Source organism: Bradyrhizobium sp. Cp5.3, from assembly GCF_000426265.1.
GTDB classification, from domain to species: domain Bacteria; phylum Pseudomonadota; class Alphaproteobacteria; order Rhizobiales; family Xanthobacteraceae; genus Bradyrhizobium; species Bradyrhizobium neotropicale.
Map to the genome: position 1 here is coordinate 102,649 of NZ_KE384515.1, position 26,180 is coordinate 128,828.

Consider the following 26,180-nt stretch of genomic DNA (forward strand, 5'->3'; position numbering starts at 1 on the left):
CCCGCCTCCAGGCCCTCCAGACCCAGCAGCAGCTCGGCGTTCAGGCGCTCTCGATCGCCAACCAGAACAGCCAGAGCATCCTGTCGCTGTTCCGCAACGGTTAAGCGGCGCTTTCGAAAACGACCGTGCCCCTTTCGGGGGCACGGTCCTCGTCGTAAGCGACGACTGAGGCGACCTTTCATATGTCGCCGGATTCATTTCGAACGTTTCCCTGTCGAGCCCCGGCGCATCGTGACGAGCCGACATTTGCCGATCGTGCATCGCTTGGGCGATTGCGCCGCGTCCGGTCCGTTCCTCAGCCTGCGATCTCCTTGCAAAATTGCCACGCCGTGCGCGCGACATGACGCGTTCACGTCCTCGCGCAATCTTCAGACAAGGTTCGCAGCGGAGTGTCCTTGCATTCGCATTGGTACGAGGTCATATGCTGTTCAGTCGCGCGCAGGTACAGCAACTGCTCAACAATCTGCTGGAGCTTGGGCCGCGACGCCTGATGGCCTTGGGGCTGATCGGCTTTGCCGTTCTCGTCACCGTCGTCGGCGGCACCTACTATCTGAGCCGGCCCGAATTCGAGACCCTTTATACCGGCCTCAGCCGTGAAGACGTGACGCGCATCGGCGCTGCGCTGCGCGAGCAGAACATCGCGTTTGACGTCAACGCGGCCGGCGATGCCATCTCGGTGCGCCCGAGCCAGACCATGCAGGCGCGCATGCTGCTCGCCGAGAAGGGGTTGCCGACCAGTGCAAACTCCGGCTACGAGCTGTTCGACAAGATCGGCTCGCTCGGTCTGACTTCGTTCATGCAGGAGGTCACGAAGCTTCGCGCTCTCGAGGGCGAGATTGCGCGCACCGTTCAGCTGATGAAAGGCGTCAAGGCCGCGCGGGTTCACATCGTGCTGCCGGTGCGCGGCTCGTTCCGTGCGACCCAGCAGCCGCCGTCGGCCTCGGTCGTGCTGCGTACCGACGGAGCGCTCGAGGCGCGCACGGCCCAGTCGATCCGTCATCTCGTGGCGGCGGCCGTTCCGGGCATGAGCCGCGACAAGGTGACGGTGCTCGACGCCGACGGCTCCATGCTGCTTGCCGAGGAGGATGACGCCACCGCCGCGCCGACCAAGATGGCCAGCCTGCAGAAGATGGTTGGCGGGATGGTGCAGGAGAACATCCGTAAGGCGTTGACGCCGTATCTTGGCCTCGACAATTTCGAGGTCAGCGTCGCGCCTCAGCTCTCCACCGACAAGCGCCAGATCAACGAAACCGTCTACGATCCGGAAACGCGGGCCGAGCGCTCGGTCCGAAATGTCCGGGAGAAGGAATCCTCGCAGAACGCGGACCGCTCGACGCCGACGACGGTGCAGCAGAACCTGCCGGACCAGCAGGTGAACGCCGGCGGCGGCAAGAACTCCAACGAGGAGAAGAACCGCCGTGAAGACGTCACCAATTACGAGGTTTCGTCCAAGACGACGACCACGGTGAGCGACGGCTACGCGATCAAGAAACTCTTCATCGCCGTCCTGATCAACCGCGCGCGCCTCGTCGCCGATCTCGGCGATAAGACAAACCAGGCCATCGTCGACAGCAAGATCGCCGAAATCAGCCAGCTCGCGGCGACCGCCGGCGGATTGGACAAGCAGCGCGGCGACCAGATTCAGGTGTCGGCGGTGGACTTCATCGAGGGCTCGCGCGAGATGGCGCCGGTGCCGCCGATCGGCTTCGTCGAGATGCTGAACCGGCAGATGGGAAGCTTCATCAACGCGGCGACGATTCTGGCCGTCGCCACGATGCTGGTCTGGTTCGGGCTCAGACCCGCGGTCAACGGCATTCTCACCCATCGCGCGCAGCAGGAGCAGACCGAAGCCGCAGAGATTGCCCAGCTTGAGGCTGCCGCCGCGCTGGCGCTCCCCGAGAGTGAGGAGGCCGAGCTCAACCTCGTCGAAGATCTCGAGGGCAAGATGCAGCGCACGCCGCAGAAGCGGCTCGAACAGATCGTGCGTCTTGATCAAGCGCAGGCAGCAGCAATCCTTAAAGACTGGATGCGGCGGGAGGAGGCGGCATGAACGCGGCAATCGGAAAACTCCTCACGCAGTTCGACGCGAACGGCCGGGCCAGGCCGCCCGAGATGCCGCGCGTTCAGGAGCCGTTGGCGAGGCCAAAGGAGGTCCGGCGCGAGCCGCAGCCCCAGGCCCAACCGCAGCTTCAGTCTCCTCCTGCGCCGAAGGCCGAGACCCCGCCAACCAATCTCCTCGATGACGCCTATCGGCGTGGCTATGCCGCTGGCCTCGCAGAAGGCGATGCCAAGCTCGCCGAAGAGCGCGTCCGCAGCGCGATCAGGCTCGGAGAGGAGCGGGCGAAATGGTCCGACCAGCAGACGCTCGCGATCGTGAACGGCTTTGCTTCAGCGTGCCGGGAGATCGAAACCAACATCGCCAGCTCTGTTGCGCGCATCCTGCTGCCGTTTCTGGCCGATGCGGTTCGCGACAAGGCGATCGCCGCACTGGTCGAGCAGATCTCGGCGCTGACCTCCAACTCGTCCGTACCGGTGTTCAAGATCACGGGGCCGGGCGAGCTGCTCGATCTGGTCAGGACGCAGCTCGAAGCGGCGCGCCGAACCGGCATCGAATATCAGTCCGCGGACACCGTCGAAATCCGCGTCGTCGCTGACCAGACCGTGATCGAGACGCAGATCTCGACCTGGGCCGAGCGTCTGAAGGAAGCCCGCCGGTAACTCAGATGGAAGAGGTCAAACAAGAGCTCGTGATCATCCGGCGGCGCAGCGCCTTCGACGGCGAGGCGCATCACGGTGGCGTATGGAAGATCGCGTATGCGGACTTCATGACCGCGATGATGGCGTTCTTCCTGGTGATGTGGCTGCTCAACGCGCTCAACCAGGATCAGAAGCAGGTCGTGGCGAGCTACTTCAACCCGATCAAGCTTGCCGAGAACGCGCCTGCGCCCAAGGGCCTCAAGGATCTCTCCAAGAAGGAGCCGACGACATTCGACGGCCAGGATGGCAAGCGCCAGCCGGCCGGACCGAACGAAGAACGCCGGGGCGACTCGCCGACGGCCGAGAAGCCGCCGTACTACGAAGAGAAGGTTCTGTTTCGCGATCCCTACGCCACGCTGGCGGAGATCGCGGCCAGTGCGAACCAGGCCTCGGGCCAGCGGCGTGCAGGCGCCTTGAACTCGGCTGAAGAGGACGGCCTCAAGGGCGGCGATGCCTATCGCGATCCGTTCGATCCCGGCTATTGGAAGCTCGCCCCGCAAGCGTCCAAGGATGCGGACCGGATCATCGAGAGCGAGCCCATGCCGAACGCGTCCGCGCGCGACAATCCATCCGGCACAAATCAGCGTGAGCCGCAGCCTCCCCGGCGCGCCAAATCCGATGAGGCCGGCGGAAGCATCGCGTCCAATGCGGAAGCGTCGTCCGCCAGCATGTCGCCGCTGCTGCCACCGGGACCGGCGCCGACGTCGCCCGCGCGCGAAGGCAGTGCACAAGCAAGCTCGCAGCCAAACTCTCAGCCCGCTGCTCAGGCGAATGCCCCGGCGCAGTCGCGTCCGGCCGATACGGCAAAGGACGTCGACCCGCGCAATCCCGCCCAGACCCAGCAGCCGACCGCCAAGCAGCTCCAGGCCGCGATCGCGGACGCGCTCTCGGACATCAAGGCCGGCGCCGGACCCGTCGCGGAGGTGCGCCAGGTCGAGGAAGGTCTCCTCGTGAGCCTGACGGACGATGCGAGCTTCGGCATGTTCGCGGTCGGCTCGGCCGAGCCGCGTCCCGAGCTCATCCGCGTGATCGACAAGATCGGACCGCTGCTGACCAAGCGCCCAGGCACGATTATCGTCCGCGGACACACCGACAACCGTCCCTACAAGTCGGACACCTACGATAATTGGCGGCTGTCGACGGCGCGGGCGCAGATGGCCTATTACATGCTGGTGCGCTCCGGCGTCGATGCGCAGCGGATAGAGCATGTCGAAGGCTATGCGGACCGGCGACCAAAGCTCCCGAACGATCCGGCGGCCGCGCAGAACCGACGGATCGAGATCCTGATCCGGGAGAAGCGCTCTTGATCAGGTCGCGATTCCTGGCCGCGCTCGTCTTGCTGCAAACATTCGTCGCAGTCGGCGCACTCGCCGATCCGGCGCCGCCGCCGGCGAGCGAGCCGTACGAGCTCGTCCGATCGTTGCAGGCTGTGCAGGACGGCATCGCCAATGGTGATACTGCCGCGCATGGCAGGCACCTCGCGCTAATCCGGGAGATCGGCGAAAAATTCCTCGCCGCCGATCCAAGCGTGTGGAGCAACCCGCAGAACGGCCAGGCGATCGTCATCTATCTGCTCAGCGGCGGCGCGCCGCAGATCGTCCGCAAGCTGCCGCGCGACAAGCTCAACGTCGATGAGCGGCTGTTCAACGGCGCGCTCGCCTATGTCGAAGGACGGCAGGACGAGGCGCGCGAGCTGCTCAAGAATTTCAAGCCGCGCACGATTCCATCAAGCATGGCCGGGCAGATTGCGCTGGTGCAGGGCGCCCTGCTTGCGCATTCCGATGCGTCGGTGGCGATCGAGCGTCTCGACGACGCGCGGCTGCTGCTGCCTGGCACTCTGGTGGAGGAGGCGGCGCTGCGGCGCGAGATTCTCCTGGTCGGACAGGCGGAGGATTTCGACAAGTTCGAGTTCTTGACGCTTGCCTATATCCGCCACTATCGCAACTCGATCTATGCCGGCGATTTCTGGCAACGCTTTTCCTCGGGCCTGACGCAGTCGAGCCTCGCGCTGGACGAGCGCCGCTTTGCGCGGATCGTCGCCCTGCTGGAGCAGATCGATCGCGCAAGCCGCCTCAAGCTCTATCTGGTGATCGCGCGCGCCGGACTGGTTCGGGGCCGGCTCGCCGTGACCCGGCTTGCCGGCGAGCGTGCGCTGGCGCTCAGTGCGGATTTCGGTGCGGATCGCGAGCGCGCCCATTTCTTCCGCGGCGCGGCGCGTGTGCTCACTGACGAATATGACGGCGGTCTCGCCGAGCTGAAGGCGCTCGACAGAACGAAGCTGCCGGAGCGCGATGGCCTGCTCCTGAACGCGACGCTTCAGCTCGCACTCGATGTTCGCAAGCCGACAGTGGGTCCGTCCGCGGCTGCCTCAGCCGACAAGCCTCCGCCCACGCCGGCGCGCCTGGACCTCGCATCGTCGACCGCCACCCTCGCGCGCGCCAAAAATCAGCTCGGCGAACTGGAGCTCCTCACCAAGGATCGCCGCCCATGACCAAGCTCAACGGAACCTCCGGGCAGCTATTTGCAGGCCTTGCCGAAAGCCTCAACTCGCGTGGGATGTCTCGCTCGGCAAAGACTTCGGGAGCGAAATCGGCCGAGGATTCCTCTTTTCACGATCTGCTCCACACCGTCTCGAACCTGGCGAAGCGGGCACTGAACGACCAGGGTAGCGACGCGACCGTGAAGGCGGGCACGCTGCGGACCAGCCTGGCGAAGCTGACTGAACGCGATGGGCCAAGCGACGAGACCGTTCACGAACACAGTGGGACGGCCAGGGAGCCGAAATCACAGGACAAGCAAACGCGGCTCGACGATGCCGCGAAGGCGGAGCTGCCGACGAGGGTGAGCCTCCCCACGATCGTCGGACAGGAACTTGCGGCGGCGCCGGCCGCGATGCCGCAGGTGCAGCCGGACAACGACAAAAGAGATACGCTCGCGCGCGACGAGCGATCCTCAGCGAAACGCGAGGTTCAAGGCACGAGCGCGGCGAAGGCTGCGGCGTCGGATGCCGGTCCGTCCGAGCCGCGCGCGCAGGCTTCTGCCCCGCGTATTGCGGACGTTGCTTCATCCGAGCCGCGCACACATGCTTCGGCTCTGCAAGCGACGCAGGCCTCGCCGGCGACGGCTCCGCAAAGCGGCTCGGCTGCCCCGAACGCCGCATCCGGCTTCGAAGCCGTCACCGCCAACGTCGAGCGTGCCGCGAAGGCGTCAGCGCGCGAGGCGCTGCCGGAAGCGACCAAGGTCACCGTCGTTCAGCAGGAGACCCATCTGCCGCCGGTCCCGCAGTTCAGCGCAACCCAGCAAGTTGCGAACGCGGTCGTGTCGGAGCTGAAGGGCTCACCCGCGCCGGTTGCATCCGCCGCGCCGGATCTGGCGTCGCCTCAGGGCAACGCGCCGGATCAACCGCTCAAGATCCTGACCATCAATCTCGAGCCGCCGGCGCTCGGCAACGTCACCGTGCGGCTTCGTCTCGTCGGCTCGGAGGTCTCCGTCCACCTTGCCGCCGATCGCAAGGATACGAGCCAGATGCTGGATCAGCAGCGCGACTCGATCCGCGAGCTCATGCAGTCGGCGGGTTACGTCGCCGACGTCGCGCCGGTCCAGCACGGCTCGCTCGATGGATTCCAGGCAGGCTCCGGCCAGTCGCAGAGCTCGCTCTCAGGACAACAACAGCAGTCATCGCAATCGCAGGGCGCCTTCAGCGGCTCCAGCACGTCGTCGGGCCAGTCCGAGGGCGGCGCGAGGCAGGACCGGCAGGACCGCCAGCCCAATCAGGAGACGCGTCATGACCAGGACGTGGCGCCGCATATTCGTCGCGGCCCTGTTTATCTCTAGCGCGGGCGCAGCCGAGGCAGCGACCGATAACGCGCGCCCGTGCGAGCGCGAGATGGCGCGCGCCGCCCAGCAGCACGGGATTCCGCTCGGCATTCTCTATGCCGTCGGCCTGACCGAGACTGGGCGCCGCGGCGCCCTCTACCCTTACGCGCTCGGCGCCGAGGGACAGACGGTGTTCGCCAAGGACATGGACGACGCGATCGCGAATTTCGAGGCGATGCGGCACAAGGGCATCAAGCTGATCGATCTCGGCTGCATGCAGATCAACCACTATTATCACGGCGACAAGTTCGCCTCGGTTCAGGCGATGTTCGATCCCGCCAAGAACGTCGATTACGCCGCGCGCTTTCTGAAAGAGTTGAAGCAGCGCGAGGGAAGCTGGACCATGGCGGTCGCACGCTACAATGCGGGGCCCAACAATCAGCCGGCGCAGAAGCGCTACGTCTGCCATATCGTTGCGCATCTCGTCTCAAGCGGCTTCGGCGCGTGGACCGACAAGGCGCGCGACTTCTGTCAGCTCAAGACGACGTGAAGCGATGGCATGAAGTGACAACATGAAGTTGTGGATCGCCGCTGACCATCAGCCCCGCGCAAGCAAGAACCCCCATTGTAGTTCCAACCTTCCAAAGGAGCCCAATCCATGAGCCTCTACGGCATTATGCGCACCGGCGTTTCCGGAATGTCTGCGCAATCCAACAAGCTGTCGACGGTCTCGGACAACATCGCCAACGTCAACACCACCGGCTACAAGCGGGCTTCAACCGAATTCTCCTCGCTGATCCTGAAAAGCGGTTCGGGCAACTACGACTCCGGTGCGGTCGAGACGACGGTCCGCTACGCCATCAGCGACGCCGGACATACGCAGTTCACGACATCGACGACGGACCTCGCCGTCCAGGGCAACGGCTTCTTCGTGGTGTCGGATGCCAACAACACGCAGCAATACCTGACGCGAGCCGGCTCGTTCGTGCCGGACAGCCAGGGCAATCTGGTCAACGCGGCCGGCTTCTATCTTCTGGGCAAGCAGGGTCTTGTAACCAATTTCTCGCAGAACAATCTGACGGGACTTCAGATCGTGAACATCTCTCAGGTATCGCAGGTGCCTGTGGCATCGACGCTGGCGACTGTGACCGGCAATCTGGATCCAAGCGCGGCCATCGTCCCGCCGGCAGCTCTGCCTCCCAGTCCGACGTCATATTCGTCGAAGAGTTCGATCGTGGCCTACGACAACATCGGCAACGCCAAGAAGCTCGACGTCTATATGGCTAAGACCGGATCGGTTGCCGGTACGGACACTTGGCAGATCCAGGTCTACGATTCGGCGGCGGGTACCCCGCTTGCGGGTGGTCTTGGTACGTTTACCTTCGACACGACAGCGGCCGGAAAGGGCGCGCTGGCCGCTGCATCCCCAACGTCGCTCACCGTGACTGTTCCCGGTGGCTCACTCTTCACGATCAACATGTCGGCCGTGACGCAGGTTGCCTCCAGCTTCGACTTCAAGGCGACGGTTAACGGCAGCGTTCCATCTGCCATCGAGAAGGTCGACGTCAACTCGCAGGGCGTGCTGACGGCCATCCTCAAGAATGGGCAGCAAACGCCGCTCTACACGATCATGCTCGCCGACGTTCCGAGCCCCGACAAACTCACCCCCGAGGCGGGCAACGTCTATTCCATCAGCATGGATTCGGGAAACGCACAGGTCGGGAATGCCGCCGCTGGCGGGCGCGGCACGGTTCAATCGGGTGCGCTGGAGGATTCCAACGTCGATCTCGCGAACGAGCTGACCGCGATGATCGAAGCGCAGCGCGGCTTCACCGCCAACTCGAAGTCGTTCCAGACCGGTGCGGACCTGCTCGACGTCGTCGTCAACCTGAAGCGCTGAATCCTTCAGCGCGGAAACTGGCCAAGAGAACGTTCAAGAGAACGCCATGTCCCTTACTGCCGCTCTCGACTCCGCCCGCGCCTCGCTCATGGCCTCGGGCATCCAGTCCTCGGTCGTCTCGCGCAACATCGCCGGCGCCAGCACCGCCGGCTATTCGCGCAAGATCACCGTGCTGGACAATCTGCCCGGCGCGGGCGTCTATGTCGCGGCGATCCAGCGCGCCGCGAGCGGCGGCCTGTTCACGAACGTGCTGACCGCGACCTCGGCATCCGCCAAGCAGAGCGCGATCTATGATGGCCTCCAGAAGATCGCGGCCGCCACGGTGGACGATCCCGAACTCGATCAGTCGCCGACGGCCCAGCTCAACAAGCTGAAGCAGGCGTTGCAGCAATACGCCAACGCTCCCGACAACACCACGCTGGCGCAGGCGGCCGTCTCGTCCGCCAAGGACATGGCGACCTCGCTCAACCAGGCGACCCAGACCGTTCAGTCGGTCCGCGAAGGCGCCGACGCCGACATGGCGACCTCGGTCGCCAACATCAACAAGCTCCTCACCCAGTTTGATACCGTCAACACCGCGATCGTAAAGGGCACGATCGCCGGCGACGACGTCACCGACTATCTCGACCAGCGCGACAGCATCGTCTCGAAGCTGTCGCAGGAGGTCGGTGTCACCATGTCGATCCGCGCCAACGGCGATGCGGCGCTCTACACCGACAGCGGTGTCGTCCTGTTCGACAAGACGGCGCGGACGGTGAGCTTTGCGGCGATCAATGTCTATACGCCCGGCACGACGGGCAACGCGGTCTATATCGACGGCGTGCCGGTGACCGGCGCAAATTCGGTGATGCCGCTCAAGACCGGCAAGCTCGCCGGTCTCGCCCAACTGCGCGACAATGCCACGGTCACATATCAGAGCCAGCTCGACGAAATCGCGCGCGGCCTGATCACCGCCTTCAAGGAGAGCGATCAGTCGCCGGTTCCGACACTGGCTGACAGGCCCGGGCTGTTCACGTATCCCGGCGCGCCGACCATGCCTGCAAGCGCGACCGTGTTGGTCGGACTTGCCGGCACGATCACGGTCGCAGCTTCCGTCGATCCGTCCGCCACCCCTGCAGGAAATCCCAATCTGCTGCGCGACGGCGCGATCAGCGGCCTTCCGGCCTATAACTACAACACCACCGGCATGGCCGGCTTCTCGACCCGGCTTCATCAGCTCGTCAGCAACATGGATGCGGCGCAGCCATTCGACACGACGACACAGGGCAAGCCGAACGGAAGCGTGATCGATTTTGCCTCGTCATCGACGAGCTGGATCGAGAACCAGCGCAAGACCGCCGACGACAACGTCCAGTACCAGAACACGCTGCTCGACCGCAGCAACTCGGCGCTATCCAACGTCAATGGCGTCAACATGGACGACGAGATGTCGTTGATGCTCCAGGTCGAGCGCACCTATTCGGCGTCGTCGAAGCTGATCTCGACCGTCGACGACATGTTGAAGAGCCTGCTGGCCGCCGTGGGAACATCCTAATGATGAGCGCAAACTACATCTCGACCTTGATGCTGTCCTCGTCGTTGAGGTACTCGATCACGAACAACCAGAGCGCGCTGAGCAAGGCGAGCAAGGAGGCGACCACCGGACGCTTCGCCGATGTCGGCCTCGAGCTCGGCACTTTGACGGGGAGCGACGCCGGCCTGCGCGCCGACATGAACTTCGCCGACCAGCTCGTCGACACCAACGAGCTCGTTGCCGGCCGTCTCGACGTGACCCAGAACCGGATCACCCAGCTTACCACCACCGCGCAGGACTTTCTCAAGAGCCTGATCGCGTCGCGTAACGTCAACAACGGCGCGCGGATCATTCTGCCGAGCGCGTCCGCCAACCTCCAGGACCTGATCGGCGCGCTCAACCAGTCCTACAACGGCTCATACCTGTTCGGCGGTCTCAATACGCAAAACGCGCCGATCACGAACTACGTGTCCGGTTCTGCCAACAAGAACCAGGTCGACGCTGACTTCTTGGCAGCACCGCCGGCGGGCTTCGGCTTCTCGCAATCCTCGCCAAGTGTGAGCGGCATCACGCCGGCCCAGATGCAGACCTTCCTCAACACCACCTTCGATGCGGAGTTCACCGGCACGAACTGGACGAACTGGTCGTCGGCGACCAATCAACCGCTGCAGAGCCGCATCTCCACCACCGAGATCGTCGACAGCTCCGTGAGCGCCAACCAGCCCGGCTTTCAAAAGCTCGCCGAGGCCTACACCATGATGAGCGATCTCGGGAACACGAACCTGAGCCAGGCCACGTTCCAGGTGGTCGTCGACAAGGCCATCAGCCTCGTCGGCGGCGCTATCGACGATCTGGCCGTGCTCGGCGGCACCGTCGGCTCGGTCCAGCAGCGGATCACCGCCGCGACAGACAAGCTGAAGATCCAGCACGACATTCTCAACACTCAGATCGTCAAGCTGGAGCAGGTCGATCCGACCGAGGCCTCGGTCCGCGTCAACGCCTTGCAGACCCAGATCCAGACGGCGCTCGCGCTCACATCGCAGCTCCAGAAGATCAGCCTCATCAATTATCTCTGAGCCGGGGCTTTGCAAGCCTTGTCTCGTTGTCCGGTCTCCTGCGCAGAGTGGTTCTGATGACTTTTGAAGCCTATGAAGCGGTCGTCGAAGACAGCGGCCATGAAGCGCGGGGACGCGAGCGCCGGGCGCTCAGTCTCGGCATTGACCAGCTCGAGCGGCTCCAGGGCGGGCGCTTCAGCATCGAGGATCTGGTCCAGAGCCTGCTCTATGTCCGGCGGCTGTGGACGATCTTCATCGAGGATCTCGCTCATCCGGAGAACGGTCTCCCCGAGCAGCTGCGCGCCGACATCATCTCGATCGGCGTGTGGGTCGTCAAGGAATCCGACCGGCTTCGCGAAGAGAAGTCGAACGACGTGATGCAGCTCATCGAAATCAACCGCCTGATCCGAGACGCGCTTTAATGAAGGTATCCTTGCGGGCGGGCGAGCGGATCTACGTCAACGGCGCGGTGCTGCGCGTGGACCGCAAGGTCTCCGTCGAGCTCGTCAACGACGTGATGTTCCTGCTCGAAGGGCAGGTCATGCAGGCCTCCGATGCCACCACGGCGATGCGTCAGCTCTATTTCATCGTGCAGCTCATGCTGATGAATCCGACGGATGTTCGGGACGCTACCGCGCTCTATGGGCAGCATCACGCGGCCTTGTGTGCCGTGTGCGAGAGCGAGGAGATGCTGGAGGGGCTCGCCGCGATCGACGAACTGGTCGGAGCGACGCGCTACTTCGAGGCACTCAAGCGGATCCGGGGGCTGTTCCCGGTGGAACAGGCGATCCTTGCCGGCACGACGACCGAATTCCCATTCCAAGCTGCCTGACAGCGGAGAGGCACATGAACGTCACCAGCGCGACCGATACCACCAGCAAGACGTCGAGCCCGACCGGCTCGACCGCGGCCACATCGAGCAACGGCGTCGATTATAACACGTTTCTTCGGCTTCTCGTCGCGGAGATGAAGAACCAGGATCCGACCAATCCGATGGACACCTCGCAGTATATGAGCCAGTTCGCCCAGCTCTCGACGGTCGAGCAGGCCATGCAGACCAATACGAAGCTGGATGCGCTGCTGTCCTCGCAGTCGCTGTCGCAGGCCGACGGGCTGATCGGAAAGACCGTCAGCTTCAAGGACTCGACGGGTGCGACCTTCAGCGGAAAGGTCGCTTCGATCTCCATCAACAGCGACGGCTCGATCGCGACCCTCGAGAACGGCACGAAGGTCGCCGTCGGCCCCGGTCTCACGATCAGCTAGCCATGAACGAACGGGACGCCCTCGACATCGTCCAGGCGGCGATCTGGACGATCATCGTCGCCTCCGGCCCTGCCGTCGGCGCGGCGATGCTGGTTGGCACCATCATCGCGCTGATCCAGGCGCTCACCCAGATCCAGGAGGTGACGCTGACCTTCGTTCCGAAGATCATCGTCATCCTCCTGGTCGTCGCCGTCTCCGGCTCCTTCATCGGCGCGCATCTCTCCACCTTCACCGAGATGGTCTATTCGCGGATCGAACACGGCTTCTGATCCGCAAAGCGTCCGGCCACCACCCTCGCGTAAGCTTTGCGCGGCAGATTGCAGACCGGAATCTGCTGCCGGTGACCCATGGCCGATACGTTAGCTGCTAGCCTGCCCAGCCCGCGACGCCTTGGGGCAGACGCCTTCTTCGCGGGCGGTATCGTGACCATGCTCACGATCCTGTTCCTGCCGATTCCGCCGATCCTGATCGACCTCGGCCTTGCCTTCTCGATCGCACTGTCGGCGTTGATCCTGATGGTCGCGCTGTGGATCCAGCGGCCGCTCGACTTCTCCGCCTTCCCGACCGTGCTGCTGATTGCGACGATCCTGCGGCTCGCGCTCAACATCGCCACCACCCGCCTGATCCTGTCGCGCGGCGGAGAGGGCGAGCAGGCCGCCGGCTACGTCGTCGCCGGCTTCTCCAAATTCGTCATGGGCGGCGACTTCGTCATCGGCCTGATTATCTTCGCGATCCTGGTCACGGTGAATTTCGTCGTGATCACCAAGGGCGCGACGCGCATCGCGGAAGTCGGCGCCCGCTTCACCCTAGATGCCATCCCCGGCAAGCAGATGGCGATCGATGCCGACCTGTCCGCCGGTCTGATCGACGACAAGGAGGCCCAGCGCCGGCGCCGCGAGCTCGAAGAGGAGAGCGCATTCTTCGGCGCGATGGACGGTGCCTCGAAATTCGTGCGCGGTGACGCCATCGCCGGTCTGATCATCACCGCGATCAATATTTTCGGCGGCATCGTCATCGGCGTCACCCACCACGGGCTGACGCTGGCGCGCGCCGCCGACGTCTACACAAAGCTCTCGGTCGGCGACGGCCTGGTCTCGCAGATGCCGGCGCTGATCGTCTCGCTTTCGGCGGGGCTGCTGGTCTCCAAGGGCGGCACCAGGGGCTCGGCGGAGCAGGCCGTGCTACGGCAGCTCGGCGGTTATCCGCGCGCCGTGTCGGCGGCGGCGCTGATGATGTTCGTGCTCGCCATGATGCCTGGTTTGCCGATGGCGCCGTTCGTGCTGCTCGGTGGTGTCATGGCCTTTGTCGGCTATACGCTGCCGAAGCGGCAGGCGGCCGCGAAGCAGAAGGAGGACGCGCGCAAGGCCGGCGAGCGGGCGCAGGCCGAGGCCAAGGAGTCCGTCAAGGAATCGCTCAGGACTGCGGAGATCGAGCTGCAGCTCGGCAGCCATCTCTCCGTCCACCTCCTGGGCTCGCGCAACGAGCTCGCCCATCGCGTCAGCAAAATCCGCAAGAAGTTCGCCAAGCAGTACGGCTTCGTGATCCCCGAGATCAAGCTGTCCGACAACCTCTCGATCGATCCTAAGGGCTACCAGATCCGGATCCACGACACCCGCGTTGCCCATGGCGAGCTCAGGCTCGGCGAGGTCATGGTGCTGGTGGACAAGGACGGCAAGCCCGACGTTCCAGGCGACGAAGTGATCGAGCCGGCGTTCGGCATGAAGGCGCTGTGGGTGACCGAAGCCTTCACCGAGGAGGTCAAACGTCAGGGTTGCAAGCCGGTCGACAATCTCTCGGTGCTGCTCACGCATCTCAGCGAGGTGCTCCGGGCAAACCTCGCCCAGCTCTTGTCCTACAAGGACATGCGCGCGCTGCTCGACCGCCTCGATCCGGAATACAAGCGCCTGGTCGACGATCTCTGTCCGTCGCAGATTTCCTATTCCGGCCTGCTCGCGATCCTGAAGATCCTGCTCGCCGAGCGGGTGTCGATCCGCAATCTTCATCTGATCCTCGAGGCGATCGCCGAGATCGCGCCCCATGTGCGGCGCTCGGAGCAGGTCGCCGAGCACGTACGGATGCGTATTGCCCAGCAGATCTGCGGCGACCTCTCCGACAACGGAGTGCTCAACGTCGTCCGTCTCGGCAACCGCTGGGACCTCGCCTTCCACCAGAGCCTGAAGCGCGATGCCAAGGGCGATGTCGTCGAGTTCGACGCCGATCCGCGTCTGATCGAGCAGTTCGCGACCGAGGCCAGCGCCGCGATCCGGAAGTTCACCGAGAATGGCACCAGCGTCGTGCTCGCGGTGACTCCCGAGGCGCGGCCCTATGTCCGCATGATCCTGGAAAGAGTGTTTCCGACCCTGCCGATCCTGTCGCATGTCGAAGTCGCGCGCAGCGCCGAGATCAGGGCGCTTGGAGCGGTGTCGTGATCAGCGGCCTCGCCGACAGCGTGCTCGTGACCTTCATCGTGTTCTGCCGCATCGGAGCCTGCCTGATGCTGGTGCCGGGCTATTCCAGCGTCAACGTTCCGGCACAGGTTCGTCTGTTCATCGCGCTCGTCACCACGTTCGCGCTGACGCCGATTCTGATCGCGGTGCTGAAGCCGCTACTCGAAAACGCGCCGCCGCTGACGCTTGCGCTCCTGATCTGCTCCGAGCTCCTGATCGGCAGTGTCATCGGGCTCGGCGGGCGCGTGTTCTTCCTCGCCCTCCAGACAATGGCGACCGTGATGGCGAGCGCGATCGGGCTCAGCAACATCCCGGGAACGCCGGTCGCCGACACCGATCCGGCGCCGGCCCTGGTGCCGCTGATCATGGCGGCCGTCACCACGCTGTTCTTCCTGACCGACCAGCACTGGCAGGTGCTGCGCGGGCTGATGAACTCCTACGACGTCTGGCATCCCGGCGACCGGCTCAGCGGGAGCATGGCGCTGGATCAGCTCGCCAGCCGCCTGTCCGAAGCGTTCGTGCTGACACTCAGGATCACAAGCCCCTTCATCGTCTATTCGGTCATCGTCAACTTTGCCGTCGGCTTGATCAACAAGCTGACGCCGGCGATTCCCGTCTATTTCGTCTCGGTACCCTTCGTGCTGTTCGGCGGCTTTCTGCTGCTCTACCTCACCAGCGACGAGCTGCTGACGCAGTTCATGCTCGGCGTGCACGCCTGGCTGGCGGAGTGATCGGCCATGACGTCGCGCGCGGAAAAGCTCGGTCGCATGGTCTCGCTGGTGAAGCTTCAGCTCCGGCTTGCCGAATGGCAGCTGGCGCAGCTGCGGCAGCAGGAGAGAAGCTTGCAGGACGAGCAAGCCTGGCTGGTCGGGGCGCTGAACGGAGGAGAGCTGCCTGTGGGATCGTCGAGCGAATCGATCGCGCGGCGCCTGACGACGACGAGCGTTGGCGCACAAGCCGTCCAGGCGCAGGCCTCGCGCCAGCTCGACCAGGTTCGCTCCGAGAGCCGCCGCGTCAAGCAGCTCGAGCAGGTCGCGAAGGCGGCGCTGGCGGAAAAGCGTCGCGACGCCGAGAAGCGATCGCTCGAAGACATCGGGGGCACGCGCTCCGCCGCGCCTGATTGGACGTTGATGACAGCCAGCCGGATTCGAACATGATCGTGACAGCGACACCCGACCTCGTTCTCGACGTTCTTGAGGCCGCCGATCCCGTGACGCAGCGCGCGGCGACGGCGAAGCTGGACGCACTGAAATCTTCGGATGCCGATTTTGCCGCCACGATGCAGGCCGAGGCCGGCAAGGCCGCGGCTGGCGAGCAGGCTGCGAAGACGGCGGAGGCGCAGGCGCCGAACGCCGCGCCGGTGCAGGTGATCAAGGCGCCGGCTTCGGGCGACGTCTATCGCAAGTTCGAGGCTTTCATCCTCCAGACCTTCGTCGAGACGATGTTGCCGAAGGAGTCGGAGCAGGTGTTCGGCAAGGGAACCGCCGGCAGCGTCTGGAAGTCGATGTTGGCGGAGCAGCTCGGCAACCAACTTGCGAAAGGCAACGGCATCGGCATTGCCAAGCAGCTCGCCGGTGCGCACCCGGCGCTTCGTGACGATGTGGGCAAGGCCGGATGATGGATTTGGAACGGGTGACGACAGTTGAGGGTGGACTTCTCATGCAGGCAGACGACAGCGCGATGGATCTGGTGATGGAATCGCCGGAAGCGCAGACCGAGCAGGTGGCGGAAGCCGTGCCGGGCAACGCCTTGCTGCCCGTGCACGTGCCGGATGCCGGCGGTGAGCTGACGGTCAGCACGGCCGATGCGGTGAGGTCGGACGAGGTCAGCGGCCTCCTGGCGGCGATCCGGCGGCTCGAGGGCATCGTGGAGGAGGAGACGGTCGCGCTCGCCACCGGCAAGAAGATCGACTTCGACGACTTCAGCGCGCGCAAGAGCCGGAGCATGCTGGAGTTCGTCCGCCTGATGCGGGCGCGGATTCATCTCGGCGGCAAGGCCGAGATCACCTGGGAAATCCGGCGGCTGCGCGACAAGCTCGAGCGGAACCGCGCGATGCTCGAGATGCATTACGACGCGGTACGGGAAGTCGCGGCCATCATCATCAAAGCGATCAAGGATGCCGAGTCGGACGGTACCTATAGCGGCCGCGCAGCGCAGGACCGCAAATGATCAGACTGGTGCTGGCCGGACTCTGGGTATGCATCCTCACCGCGGGCACGAGCTATGCCGTGGCCTACTGGAAGGAAAACGGCAGCCTGTTGCCTGCCAAGGACGAATATCTCGACGGGCTGCAATACCAGAAGACGCGAGCGCTGAGTGTGCCCATGGTCGAGAACGGAGGCGTGCAGGGCTACATCGTCGCGCGTTTCGTCTACACCGTGGAGGCGCGGACCATGCACCAGCTCACCGTCCCGCCCGAGCCGTTCGTCGTGGATGAGGCCTTTCGCAGGATCTATGCGGACGACCGCCTGGATTTCAGGAAGCTCGCCCGTTACGACCTGTCCATCCTCACGGCCGCGATCAAGCAGCGCGTCAACGAGCGGATGCAGGCCGACATCGTCCAGGACGTCCTGGTCGAGGACTTCAACTTCGTCTCGAAGGACGAATTCCAGCAGAAGCCGTGATCCGGTGCGCCGGCCAAGCCGTGCCCGCCCTTCGTCGAACCCGCTGCTGAAAGGGCATCGGCCTCTGCGGTTATCCTGCCGCAGAGGCCGATGTGGCTGTCGTATTGACGACTTGCGGCGTCAGTTTCCTGCCGGGTAGGCTGCCGGCGCGGCGTGCACCCGGTTGAGGAGGATGCCGACTTCGTCGAGCTCCTGCATCGGCTCATCCAGGACCTCGGCGGCCGGGATGTTGAGCCGATATCCGACGTAGCGGCGTGCCACGATCGCATCGAAGCCAAGGCGGTCACGGAGCTTCTTGCGCAGCTTGCTGACATGGCTCTCGATCACGCTCTCGTCGAACGTGGATTCGAAGATGCCGTAGACGGCGTTGAAGATCTGCGTCTTGGTGATCCACTTTCCGTGATTGCCGACCATGTATTCGAGGATCCGCAACTCGCGGCGCGGAAGGGTGAGGGCACGGCCTTCAATCTCCGGATCGCGTCCATTGAAGAAGACCTGGATCCTGTTCTCGCACGGCCTCGGCAGGTCGCCCACCCGGCGGCGCGCGATCGCGGCCGTCCGAGCGAGAATCTCGCGTAGATGAATCGGCACGTGGACGACGTCGTCCACACCCGATTCGAACAGCTCCAGCGTGTTCTTGAGCATCTTCTGGCCGCTCACGGCGATGATGGGAGCTGCGGATCGCTTCCGCACCGCCCGCGGCAGGCTTCCGCGGGCATCGGTGTCCCCCAGAAGAAACGCGTCGACCGCGGCAAGATCCGCTTCGCTTGCGGATTGCAGCCAGTCCCAGAATTCTCCGGAGGAGAAGCCGATCGACGATACGCCTTCACGAACGAGCCCGCCTACGTAGCTGTTCGTGACGCTCTCGCGATCATCAACGATAATATACATCAGTCTTTCGCCCCTGTTTCGCACTTGCTGCGGCCGGGTAGTGGTCTGTGATGCCCCGGCTCGGCAGCCATGCTGTTTGACGACATTCCTTCCCGCGAACCGTTGTTCTGATTAGGATATTCGCGGGCAGCCTTACGCATTCAGTGCCTGCGGATGCAGGCCTGCTACTTCGACTCGATACTGAACGCTACGACGTGGGGCTCGGCGGGTGTCGTACGGATCACCTCGCGGAGCGGATTGAGAAAACGACCTAGTACAGTTGCGCCAAGTTGCTCATCGCGTCCGAACACTACTGAACTGTGTCGATCTCCTCGCCAGGCTGGCGAGAATCACTTGAGTAGGACCGTAACAATTGCCGATTTCCGATCAAGCGCGCGGAACAAAGCTGTTGATTCGAGGCCTTGATGCTATTGGTTTGTTTCGAGTTGTTTCTTGGTATATCTGATCGTATCAGTTGATTTAGATTCCAAACTATATTTTTCCCGGGGCGGTTCCAAATTTCTGTAGGCCCGTAGAATTGCAGCTATTTTTCGTCGCATTGCGGGGTAAACACATTGGGATATTTTCAACTCCGGATTGACTCGCGTTGACGTGCGATCACATGCGACAATTCGACTCACGTATGGCGACGCGACTCCAGCTTGGCGAAATCTTGGCGAGTGTGTGGCTTTCGAGTCGCACTCTTGCCTCATGCATGACGCATTAGACTCAGGTCGCGTCGTATCTTGCGTGACGAGATTTTTTCCGTGCGCACGTTTCAGGCAAGCTTCGGCAACTAGCTTCGTTCGAACTGTCGAACCGAACGGAGCATTTTCATATGTTGTCCGATGGCAAAGCTCGTCCCAACGAGACCGCGGATATGTCCGCCGCCGCGAAGCCGGCGCCGGCGACGCGCGATGCAAAGGACAATGCGGCGCGAACGGCTAAGCCCGCCGCCGGCACGAGGCCCGCGTCCGCAACAGCAAGCGATGAAGCCCTGGCGAAAGAGGCGCTCGAAGGTCTCAAGCGCATTCGCGCCAAGGCGCGGCTCGATAAGATGGCGATACCGAAGCCCGCGCCGGCCGTCGTTCGTCCGGCCGTGATCGTAGCGAAGCCGCCGCCGCCGCGTCCTACATGGGTCGCGCCGCTTGCAACGTTGGCTGCCGCGGTCGGGTTGGTGGTCTGCGCCTGCACCGGTGTGATCGCCTATCTCGCCACGCAGCCGGTCCAGACCAATGCCGCGGCCAATGCCGAGATCAGGAATCTGCGCGAGACGGTCGCGCAGCTGCGCAAGCAGGTGTCAGGCGTGTCCGAAAATCTCGACGGCTTGCGCACCGCGGTCGATCAGTCGAGCAAGGCCACCAATGATCGCTTTGGCCGGTTCGCGGAGAATCTGGATCGCATCGAGCGGGTAAGCTCGTCCTCGACAGCCAAGCTCGACAAGCTCGCCCTGGCGCAAACCCAGGCTCCGGCGCCAACGATGGCGCAGTCGCAGCAGCCGGCGTCTCAGCCGATGCCGATGATGGCCTCGCTCGCTGCGCCAGAAGTCACGGGTTCGGTGTCGCCATCCGAACGCACGTTGGCATCGCGCAAGCCGGTCAAGGGCTGGTCGGTTCGCCAAGCGTATGAAGGAATTGCCATCCTGCAAGGACCGAACGGGGTCGTCGAGGCCGTGCTGGGCCAGCAGGTGCCCGGCCTTGGCCGCATCGAGGAGATCAGGAACGAGAATGGACGCCTGGTCGTGGAGGCGAGCGGGGGCGTCGTTTACTCCTCGCGCAAGGGAACGCCGTGATCGCGGCGGTCTGCTATTGGCGGTGATGCTCGAAGCTGGTGCATAGCAGGTCGATCTCGGTTTCCGCTATCGCTGCGCGAAACAGGCGGCAGGTGAACTCGACCGTCGTCTTGCTGTCGCTCGCCGTGCGGTCTTCCCGGAGGAAGATGCAGCGCTTGCAGACGTCGGTGTGGTGCCGCTGCTCGGCCGCATCCGACTGATCGAGCACGTGCCGTAGCGCGTCGCGAAAGCGGATCTTGCCGTCGTCGTCGAGCACGGTGATCGCGTCGACGAGAACGTTGACGGGATCGCGCGCCAGGAACTTCTTGCCCTGCTGGGTAACGCTCAGCATCACCGAGCGCTTGTCCTTGGCGGAGCGCTTCCGCTCCAGATATCCGAGACGCTCGAGCTCGCCGATGATGAACGAAGCAGTACCGCGCGTGGTGCCGACGTAGCTCGCCAGCGCCGAGGGCGTCCTGGAAAAGCGGTTGGCGCGGGAGAGGAAGCGCAGCGCCATCCACTCGCGATCGCGCAAGCCATGCTTGGTGCCTTCGAACCACATGATCCGCGCGACCTGCTCCAATAATTCGATCGACTCGCGTGCTAGATTCATTTCCAATCCAAGTCGGATAAAGCTTTATTCAATTGAGCCATTGGTAGCGCAATCTGGGCGGGGCAGAATGAAGCTCTCGAGCGATACGTCGGCTCGGAGCAAGAAGACTTGCCGCGCGTGACGCCTCTCCGTTCTGGAGATGGAACTTTCGCGAGTGGAACTAGAGCGTCACGACGAAAGTTCGAGTAAATTGCGCGGCTCAAGTATTCTGAAAATTTCAGTCAAATGAAGGGCGCTGCTCGCGAAATTCACGGCATACGCGGAGGCGGTTCAGGCCACATGATGTGGCTTTGCCGCCACTGCGGGTCCCATTTGCTGCCGTGGAAGCTCTCGAATAGCGCGAGAGCTTTGAACATCTGCAACGGGCCCAGATGTGGTCGGCGGCAATAGAACCGTTCTTTTCGGTTAATGGATGTTGCGATGCAACGCAGAGAGACGATTAAATCGCGGCAGCGAGCAGGCCCAGAGAATCAGAGATTGTCGTCCGTGATGAAGCAAGCAAAGCCGTTCAACGTCAAACACGCGGCATTGGCCGCCACCATCGGCAACATGCTCGAGTTCTACGATTTCATCACCTACAGCTTCTTCGCGATCCAGATCGGCCACGCGTTCTTCCCGGTCCAGAGCGAGTACGGCAGCCTGATGCTGTCGCTGGCGACTTTCGGCGCGGGCTTCGTCACCCGGCCGATCGGCGGCATCGTGCTCGGCATTTATTCCGACCGGATCGGCCGACGGCCTGCGATGCTGCTGAGCTTTGCCTTGATGGGCGGGGCGATCCTGACCATTTCGCTGACCCCGTCCTACAACACGATCGGCCTTGCGGCGCCGGTCATCGTGATCGCGGCGCGCATGGTGCAAGGGTTCGCCCTCGGCGGCGAGGTTGGTCCCACCACGGCCTATCTCATCGAGATCGCGCCGCCGGAGCATCGGGCGCTGGTGGTGGCTTGGCAGCCGGCGAGCCAGGAGATCGCCGCGACCGCCGGCGCGCTGGTCGGCGTCGTCCTGAGCAACACGATGGCACCGGAGATGCTGGATTCCTATGGCTGGCGGGTGGCGTTCCTGATCGGTGCGATCTGCCTGCCGTTCGGCATCTGGATGCGCCGGACACTGCCGGAAACGATCCCGCACGCTGAAGCCAAAGAACGCTCGAACCATCTGTCGCTCGCGCGCCGCCACATCGGCGTCATCGCGCTTGCATTGATGATCCTGGCGAGCGGCACCATCTCGACCTATGTCACGCAGTACATGACGACCTACGCGCAGAACACGCTGCATGTGACGCCGACACTGGCCTTCACCGTATCGCTCGTCAGCAACGGCCTTCAGATCGTCGGCGCGCTGTTCGGTGGCTGGCTCGCCGACCGCCTGGGGCGCAAGCCGGTCATGGTCTGGCCGCAGTTCGTCACGCTCGCGCTGACCTATCCGACCTTCCTGTGGATCGTTCACGCGCCCGGCGCGTTTTCGCTTCTGGTCGGCTTCGGCGTGCTGTCGATCATCGGCTCGCTGCCGTTCACCGCGTTCTACGCCACCTTCACCGAGGCGCTGCCCCAGAACATCCGGGGCGGCGTGTTCGCGACCGTCTATGCGGTTGCGATTGCGAGCTTCGGGGGCACCGCGCAGCTCGTGGTGACCTGGCTCCTCCACGTCACCGGCAATCCGCTGGCGCCGGCCTGGTACCTCTTGCTCGCAGCAATCGTCGGACTCGTCGCGATGGGCCTGATGCCGGAGACTGCGCCGGTGAAACAACGGCAAGCCAAGGCCTGATTGCCCGCACGCTCGCAGGCTGGTGATTTGCGTTTCGCCGGCAACTATTGGCGAATGCGGTGCCAGAAGATGGCGTGCTGAGCTGACGCCGGATTTCAAGCGGGCGGCCGGGTCGGCCGCCCGCGCGACTTTGAGAGCGCGCTCACTTCACCATCGCGCCGTAGACGATATCCTGCACCTGCTCGCGGTAGTATTTCCGCAGCTCGCCGGGCGCGGCCGTGCCCACCACCACGACGAGCCGCTCCTTGGGATCGCAGAAGAACTGCGTGCCATAGGCGCCGTTCCAGGTGAACTCGCCGGGATTGCCTGGCACCGACGACAGGCCCTCGCCGGTGCGGACTGCAACCGCAAGGCCAAAGCCGAAGCCGGCGCGATGCGGCTCGACATTGGCGACGTTGTTCTTGATCTCGGGACCGAGGTGGTTGCTCGTCATGTGATGCACGGTCTTGGGCCCGAGAATGCGCTGGCCATCGAGCTCGCCGCCGTTGAGCAGCATCTGCCCGAAGCGGACGTAGTCGCCGATCGTCGCAAACGAGCAGGCACCGCCGCAATCGAACTTGGTCGGCTCGTCGAGCGGTTTGATGGCTTGCGGCTTGCCCGTCAGCGGATCGTCCGCAAAGGGGCGGGCGAGGCGCGTGCGCTGCGCCTCGGTGGGATGGAAGGTCGCGTCCTTCATGCCGAGCGGCTGCCAGACATTGGCGGCGAGATATTCGCCGAGCTTCTGCTCGCTGACCTTCTCGATCACAGCGCCGAGCACGTCGATCGAGAAGCCGTACTCGAACTCCGTCGAGGGTTGGTGCGCCAGCGGCAGCTTGGTGATGCGATCGACGAAGGCCCGCGTGTCGCCTTCCAGCGCCGGCGCGACGCCGTCAGGATATTGCCGCGCCACCGGGCTCGAGCTGTCCGGGCGGCCGCCATACATCAGGCCGGAGGTGTGCCGGTAGAGATCGTGGATATAGACCGGCGAGGCCTGCGGCTCGAGCTTGAGCGAGCCGTCTCCCCGGGGCACGCCGACCTTCATGTCGGCAAAGCCCGGATAGTAGTCGGAAAGCTTGGCCTGGAGCGGCAGCCGGCCTTGCTCCATCAGCGTCAGGCCTGCCACGGCTGCCATCGGCTTGGTCATCGATGCCAGCGCGAATATCGCGTCGATCGGCATCGGCGTGCCCTTGGCCGGATCGAGCATGCCGTAAGCCTTGTAGTGGACGAGCTTGCCGTCGCGTGCGATGGCGACCACCGCGCCGGGCACGCGCCTGGCGGCGATCTCGCGCGCGAAGAAGTCATCGAGCCGCGCGAGGCCCTGTTCCGAGAATCCGACGTCGTCGGGAGCAGCTTCAGGCAGTGGCGCGGCCTCGGCCGCGTTGAGGGTGATGACGGCAGCCGCCGCCGCGATCATGGCGATCGTCTTCTTCATTCTGTCCCCCAGAGCGGGCTCGTTATATGAATGGCCCGCTAAATCCATAAGATCGCGTCCGCGCCGGATTGAAGTCAACTGCAGGGAAAGCGGAGCAGGGGCGCGTCCGGATGCGGCGGACTTCTTATCGGCCTTCGCCTGCGTCCCACAGCGCCACGAGACCTTGCCGATAGGTCGGGAAGGCCAGCGTAACGCCGAGCTCGCGCTTCAACCGCGCGTTGGAGACGCGGGCGTTGCCGGCATAGAAGCTACGTGCCATCGCCGACATCTCGGCGGTCTCGAACGCTTCCGCGGCCGGCGGCGGAACGCCCATCAGCTTCGCGGCATAGGCGATCACGTCCTGTGGCGGGGCGGGCTCGTCGTCGCAGACATTCCACGTGCCGCCGCCCTGGTGACGAACCGCGGCCATGACCGCGCTGGCGATATCGTCGACGTGAATCCGATTGAATATCTGTCCCGGCTTGACGATGCGGCGGGCAGATCCTGCCCGCAGCGTCGCCAGAGCGTTGCGACCCGGGCCGTAGATTCCTGCGAGCCGCAGGATGGCCGCTTCGCCGCGCGTCGCACCCACCCAGGCCTGTTCGGCCGCTAGCCGCATCCGCGTGCGGTCGAGGCCAGCCCGCGCAGGCGTGCTCTCGTCGACCCATGCGCCGCCATGATCGCCATACACGCCCACGGTGGAGAGGTAGATCGCCTTCCGGCCGCGTTCCGCCGCGAGCGCGTCCGTGAAGGCCGCGAGCACGGGATCGCCGGTGCGATCGGGTGGTATAGACAGCAGAAGAACATCGGCATCGCGAAACCGCGCGACCAGATCGTGATCGTTCCCCGGGAACCGATGGAGCTCGACGCCGGCCAGGTTGTTCTGCTTCGCAGGATCGCGCACCGTGGCGGCGATATGCGAGAACGCGCCGCCAAATCTACCGACGAAGTGCCGGGCGCTGTAGCCGAGGCCAAAGATGAAGAGCCGCATGGATCTCCTTGCTGATCGCCGCCGGACCCGTGCCGCCGCGGCGCGCAAGCCGCTCATAAGGGATTTTTGGGTCCGGCAAAAGATATTGCGATTTTACTCGTCCGCCAGTGCAGGCCATGCTTGGTCGCAGCCAGATCAACCGGGAGCGTTTGTTGGAGAGGGCATTGCCGCAGGCGTCGATCATCCGGGAGGAAGCGCCGGCCGCGGAGCTGATCCGGCGCGCCGCCGCGCTGATCTTCGATGTCGACGGCACGCTGGCGGAGACGGAGGAATTGCACCGGCAGGCCTTCAACGAAGCCTTTGTCCGCTGCGGGCTCGAATGGCATTGGGACCGTGCCGTCTACAAGAATCTGTTGCGGGTGACGGGCGGCAAGGAACGCATCCGTGCTCACCACGCCATGCAGCGAAACGTCGCGCCACTGTCGGACGACGACGTCGCAAATCTCCATCGCATCAAGACCATGCACTATGCCGAACTGGTCGAAACAGGCTGCTGCCCGTTGCGGCCGGGCGTGACGGAGCTGCTTGCCGCGGCGAAGGCGCGCCGCCAGCGGCTCGCGATCGCGACAACGACCTCGCGCGGCAATATCGATGCGCTGCTGTCGCGTGCGCTGGGGAAGCGCTGGGCCACGGATTTCGATGCGATCGTCGCCGGCGACGATGTCCGCCACAAGAAGCCCGCCCCGGACGTGTACCTGGATATCCTGGCGAAACTGGGCCTGATGGCGTCCGACTGTCTCGCGATCGAGGATTCCGCCAACGGCCTGATCGCGGCCTCGCGCGCGGGCGTCCCCGTCCTGATCACGCGCAGCATGTACTTCAGCGACGATGACTTTGCCGGCGCGCACCTCGTGCTGGACGATTTGTCGGAGCTGGAACGCCTCGGCTGAAGCCGCATCCTATTGCGCTTCAGTGAAACCGCCGGCTCGGGCCAGGCGGGTCCTCGTGGGTCTGCTCGACGATCTGCGCGATCGGGCTCGACTGGTGGTGAACGAGACGCCAGTCGTCGGCAACGCGCCTGAAATGGTTGGTGGCGGCAAGCGCCGTGCCGTCGACGATCTCGATGCAGAGCACGCGCGCGCTGTCGCCGTCGACGATCGCCTGCGGCTCGGCGCACACGATCTGCGGCCGCTCCGGGTTCTGCAGGATGTCGCGCCAGCTTCCGATCACAGTGGCCCGCCCGACAATCGCCGGCCAGCCGGGATGGATACAGGAGATGGTGTCGTCGTCCGCCCACATCCGCTCCATGCCCGCGACGTCACCCGGTCGCGAAGGCGGCGTAGAAGGCGGCGTTGGCGGCAATGACCTTGCTGTCCTTCGTCATGCCTCTGGCGTGAGCCAACGACGCGGAAAAATCAAGCGCGACTTCTGCTCAATTTTGACCGCAGTGCAGCAACGACATGGCC

At 64.1% G+C, this 26,180-nt stretch carries 27 protein-coding genes and 1 pseudogene; 23 read left to right on the forward strand and 5 right to left on the reverse strand.

What is annotated here, in order from left to right:
- From K289_RS51350 to K289_RS0141510, 20 genes are all read left to right on the forward strand, one after another.
- The coding region (locus K289_RS51350) for a flagellin (protein WP_256380048.1) at positions 1–104 on the forward strand (104 nt) is incomplete at its 5' end.
- 317 nt (positions 105–421) lie between these two features.
- Positions 422–2,050: a flagellar basal-body MS-ring/collar protein FliF gene (gene fliF, locus K289_RS0141420; RefSeq protein ID WP_027556644.1), complete on the forward strand. Its 1,629-nt coding sequence runs from the start codon at positions 422–424 to the stop codon at positions 2,048–2,050.
- Complete coding sequence (locus K289_RS0141425; RefSeq protein WP_027556645.1) at positions 2,047–2,718, forward strand: hypothetical protein; 672 nt, start codon at positions 2,047–2,049, stop codon at positions 2,716–2,718. Before fliF ends, K289_RS0141425 begins: the two co-directional genes overlap by 4 nt.
- Positions 2,719–2,723: 5 nt before the next feature.
- Positions 2,724–4,064, forward strand: coding sequence for a MotB family protein (locus tag K289_RS0141430; protein WP_027556646.1), 1,341 nt, complete (start codon positions 2,724–2,726; stop codon positions 4,062–4,064).
- Positions 4,061–5,248, forward strand: coding sequence for a chemotaxis protein (locus K289_RS0141435; RefSeq protein WP_027556647.1), 1,188 nt, complete (start codon positions 4,061–4,063; stop codon positions 5,246–5,248). The genes K289_RS0141430 and K289_RS0141435 overlap by 4 nt, the downstream gene beginning before the upstream one ends.
- Positions 5,245–6,591 (forward strand): flagellar hook-length control protein FliK, encoded by a 1,347-nt coding sequence (locus tag K289_RS0141440; protein ID WP_027556648.1) that lies wholly within the window; start codon positions 5,245–5,247, stop codon positions 6,589–6,591. Before K289_RS0141435 ends, K289_RS0141440 begins: the two co-directional genes overlap by 4 nt.
- Positions 6,542–7,123, forward strand: coding sequence for a lytic transglycosylase domain-containing protein (locus K289_RS0141445; protein WP_027556649.1), 582 nt, complete (start codon positions 6,542–6,544; stop codon positions 7,121–7,123). The genes K289_RS0141440 and K289_RS0141445 overlap by 50 nt, the downstream gene beginning before the upstream one ends.
- A 108-nt stretch (positions 7,124–7,231) precedes the next feature.
- A complete protein-coding gene (locus tag K289_RS0141450) occupies positions 7,232–8,473 on the forward strand; it encodes a flagellar hook protein FlgE (RefSeq protein ID WP_027556650.1) in 1,242 nt (413 codons plus the stop codon).
- Positions 8,474–8,519: 46 nt separating this feature from the next.
- Complete coding sequence (gene flgK / locus K289_RS0141455) at positions 8,520–10,007, forward strand: flagellar hook-associated protein FlgK (RefSeq protein ID WP_027556651.1); 1,488 nt, start codon at positions 8,520–8,522, stop codon at positions 10,005–10,007.
- Positions 10,007–11,062: a flagellar hook-associated family protein gene (locus K289_RS0141460; protein ID WP_027556652.1), complete on the forward strand. Its 1,056-nt coding sequence runs from the start codon at positions 10,007–10,009 to the stop codon at positions 11,060–11,062. The genes flgK and K289_RS0141460 overlap by 1 nt, the downstream gene beginning before the upstream one ends.
- Before the next feature lie 56 nt (positions 11,063–11,118).
- Positions 11,119–11,463 (forward strand): flagellar biosynthesis regulator FlaF, encoded by a 345-nt coding sequence (gene flaF, locus K289_RS0141465; protein ID WP_027556653.1) that lies wholly within the window; start codon positions 11,119–11,121, stop codon positions 11,461–11,463.
- Positions 11,463–11,873, forward strand: a complete 411-nt coding sequence (gene flbT, locus K289_RS0141470) for a flagellar biosynthesis repressor FlbT (RefSeq protein ID WP_027556654.1) — start codon at positions 11,463–11,465, stop codon at positions 11,871–11,873. The genes flaF and flbT overlap by 1 nt, the downstream gene beginning before the upstream one ends.
- Positions 11,874–11,887: 14 nt before the next feature.
- Positions 11,888–12,304 (forward strand): flagellar hook assembly protein FlgD, encoded by a 417-nt coding sequence (flgD, locus tag K289_RS0141475; protein WP_027556655.1) that lies wholly within the window; start codon positions 11,888–11,890, stop codon positions 12,302–12,304.
- Positions 12,305–12,306: 2 nt separating this feature from the next.
- Complete coding sequence (gene fliQ / locus K289_RS0141480; RefSeq protein ID WP_027556656.1) at positions 12,307–12,573, forward strand: flagellar biosynthesis protein FliQ; 267 nt, start codon at positions 12,307–12,309, stop codon at positions 12,571–12,573.
- Between the two features lie 78 nt (positions 12,574–12,651).
- The gene (gene flhA / locus K289_RS0141485; protein WP_027556657.1) at positions 12,652–14,733 is read left to right on the forward strand and encodes a flagellar biosynthesis protein FlhA; all 2,082 of its coding nucleotides are present in this window, start codon (positions 12,652–12,654) and stop codon (positions 14,731–14,733) included.
- Positions 14,730–15,482, forward strand: a complete 753-nt coding sequence (gene fliR, locus K289_RS0141490) for a flagellar biosynthesis protein FliR (RefSeq protein WP_027556658.1) — start codon at positions 14,730–14,732, stop codon at positions 15,480–15,482. Before flhA ends, fliR begins: the two co-directional genes overlap by 4 nt.
- Before the next feature lie 6 nt (positions 15,483–15,488).
- Positions 15,489–15,908: a hypothetical protein gene (locus K289_RS0141495; RefSeq protein ID WP_027556659.1), complete on the forward strand. Its 420-nt coding sequence runs from the start codon at positions 15,489–15,491 to the stop codon at positions 15,906–15,908.
- On the forward strand, positions 15,905–16,369 hold the full coding sequence (locus tag K289_RS0141500) for a rod-binding protein (RefSeq protein WP_027556660.1): 465 nt from the start codon (positions 15,905–15,907) through the stop codon (positions 16,367–16,369). Before K289_RS0141495 ends, K289_RS0141500 begins: the two co-directional genes overlap by 4 nt.
- A gap of 41 nt (positions 16,370–16,410) precedes the next feature.
- Positions 16,411–16,920: a hypothetical protein gene (locus K289_RS0141505; RefSeq protein ID WP_027556661.1), complete on the forward strand. Its 510-nt coding sequence runs from the start codon at positions 16,411–16,413 to the stop codon at positions 16,918–16,920.
- On the forward strand, positions 16,917–17,375 hold the full coding sequence (locus tag K289_RS0141510; protein WP_027556662.1) for a hypothetical protein: 459 nt from the start codon (positions 16,917–16,919) through the stop codon (positions 17,373–17,375). The genes K289_RS0141505 and K289_RS0141510 overlap by 4 nt, the downstream gene beginning before the upstream one ends.
- A gap of 120 nt (positions 17,376–17,495) precedes the next feature.
- On the opposite strand, the gene K289_RS0141515 is transcribed toward K289_RS0141510, so the two are convergent.
- Positions 17,496–18,266 (reverse strand): response regulator transcription factor, encoded by a 771-nt coding sequence (locus tag K289_RS0141515; protein ID WP_027556663.1) that lies wholly within the window; start codon positions 18,264–18,266, stop codon positions 17,496–17,498.
- Between the two features lie 817 nt (positions 18,267–19,083).
- Between K289_RS0141515 and K289_RS0141520 the strand changes: the two genes are divergently transcribed.
- Positions 19,084–20,037 carry a hypothetical protein gene (locus K289_RS0141520; protein ID WP_027556664.1) on the forward strand — a complete coding sequence of 318 codons (954 nt, stop codon included), beginning with the start codon at positions 19,084–19,086 and terminating at the stop codon, positions 20,035–20,037.
- Between the two features lie 13 nt (positions 20,038–20,050).
- Here K289_RS0141520 and K289_RS0141525 read toward each other — a convergent pair whose 3' ends face one another.
- Positions 20,051–20,629 (reverse strand): MarR family winged helix-turn-helix transcriptional regulator, encoded by a 579-nt coding sequence (locus K289_RS0141525; RefSeq protein ID WP_027556665.1) that lies wholly within the window; start codon positions 20,627–20,629, stop codon positions 20,051–20,053.
- Positions 20,630–21,118: 489 nt separating this feature from the next.
- Here K289_RS0141525 and K289_RS0141530 point away from each other — a divergent pair, with 489 nt between their 5' ends.
- Positions 21,119–22,393: an MFS transporter gene (locus tag K289_RS0141530; RefSeq protein WP_027556666.1), complete on the forward strand. Its 1,275-nt coding sequence runs from the start codon at positions 21,119–21,121 to the stop codon at positions 22,391–22,393.
- A 142-nt stretch (positions 22,394–22,535) separates the two neighbouring features.
- Here K289_RS0141530 and K289_RS0141535 read toward each other — a convergent pair whose 3' ends face one another.
- Together K289_RS0141535 and K289_RS0141540 are read right to left on the reverse strand one after the other, a co-directional pair.
- Positions 22,536–23,804: a serine hydrolase gene (locus K289_RS0141535; RefSeq protein WP_027556667.1), complete on the reverse strand. Its 1,269-nt coding sequence runs from the start codon at positions 23,802–23,804 to the stop codon at positions 22,536–22,538.
- 124 nt (positions 23,805–23,928) lie between these two features.
- Complete coding sequence (locus K289_RS0141540) at positions 23,929–24,774, reverse strand: SDR family oxidoreductase (RefSeq protein ID WP_027556668.1); 846 nt, start codon at positions 24,772–24,774, stop codon at positions 23,929–23,931.
- Between the two features lie 182 nt (positions 24,775–24,956).
- On the opposite strand from K289_RS0141540, the gene K289_RS0141545 reads away from it, so the two are divergent.
- Positions 24,957–25,664, forward strand: a complete 708-nt coding sequence (locus tag K289_RS0141545; RefSeq protein WP_027556669.1) for an HAD family hydrolase — start codon at positions 24,957–24,959, stop codon at positions 25,662–25,664.
- A gap of 19 nt (positions 25,665–25,683) precedes the next feature.
- On the opposite strand, the pseudogene K289_RS47435 reads toward K289_RS0141545, so the two are convergent.
- Positions 25,684–26,098, reverse strand: a pseudogene (locus tag K289_RS47435) (nuclear transport factor 2 family protein).
- Between the last annotated feature and the right edge of the window lie 82 nt (positions 26,099–26,180).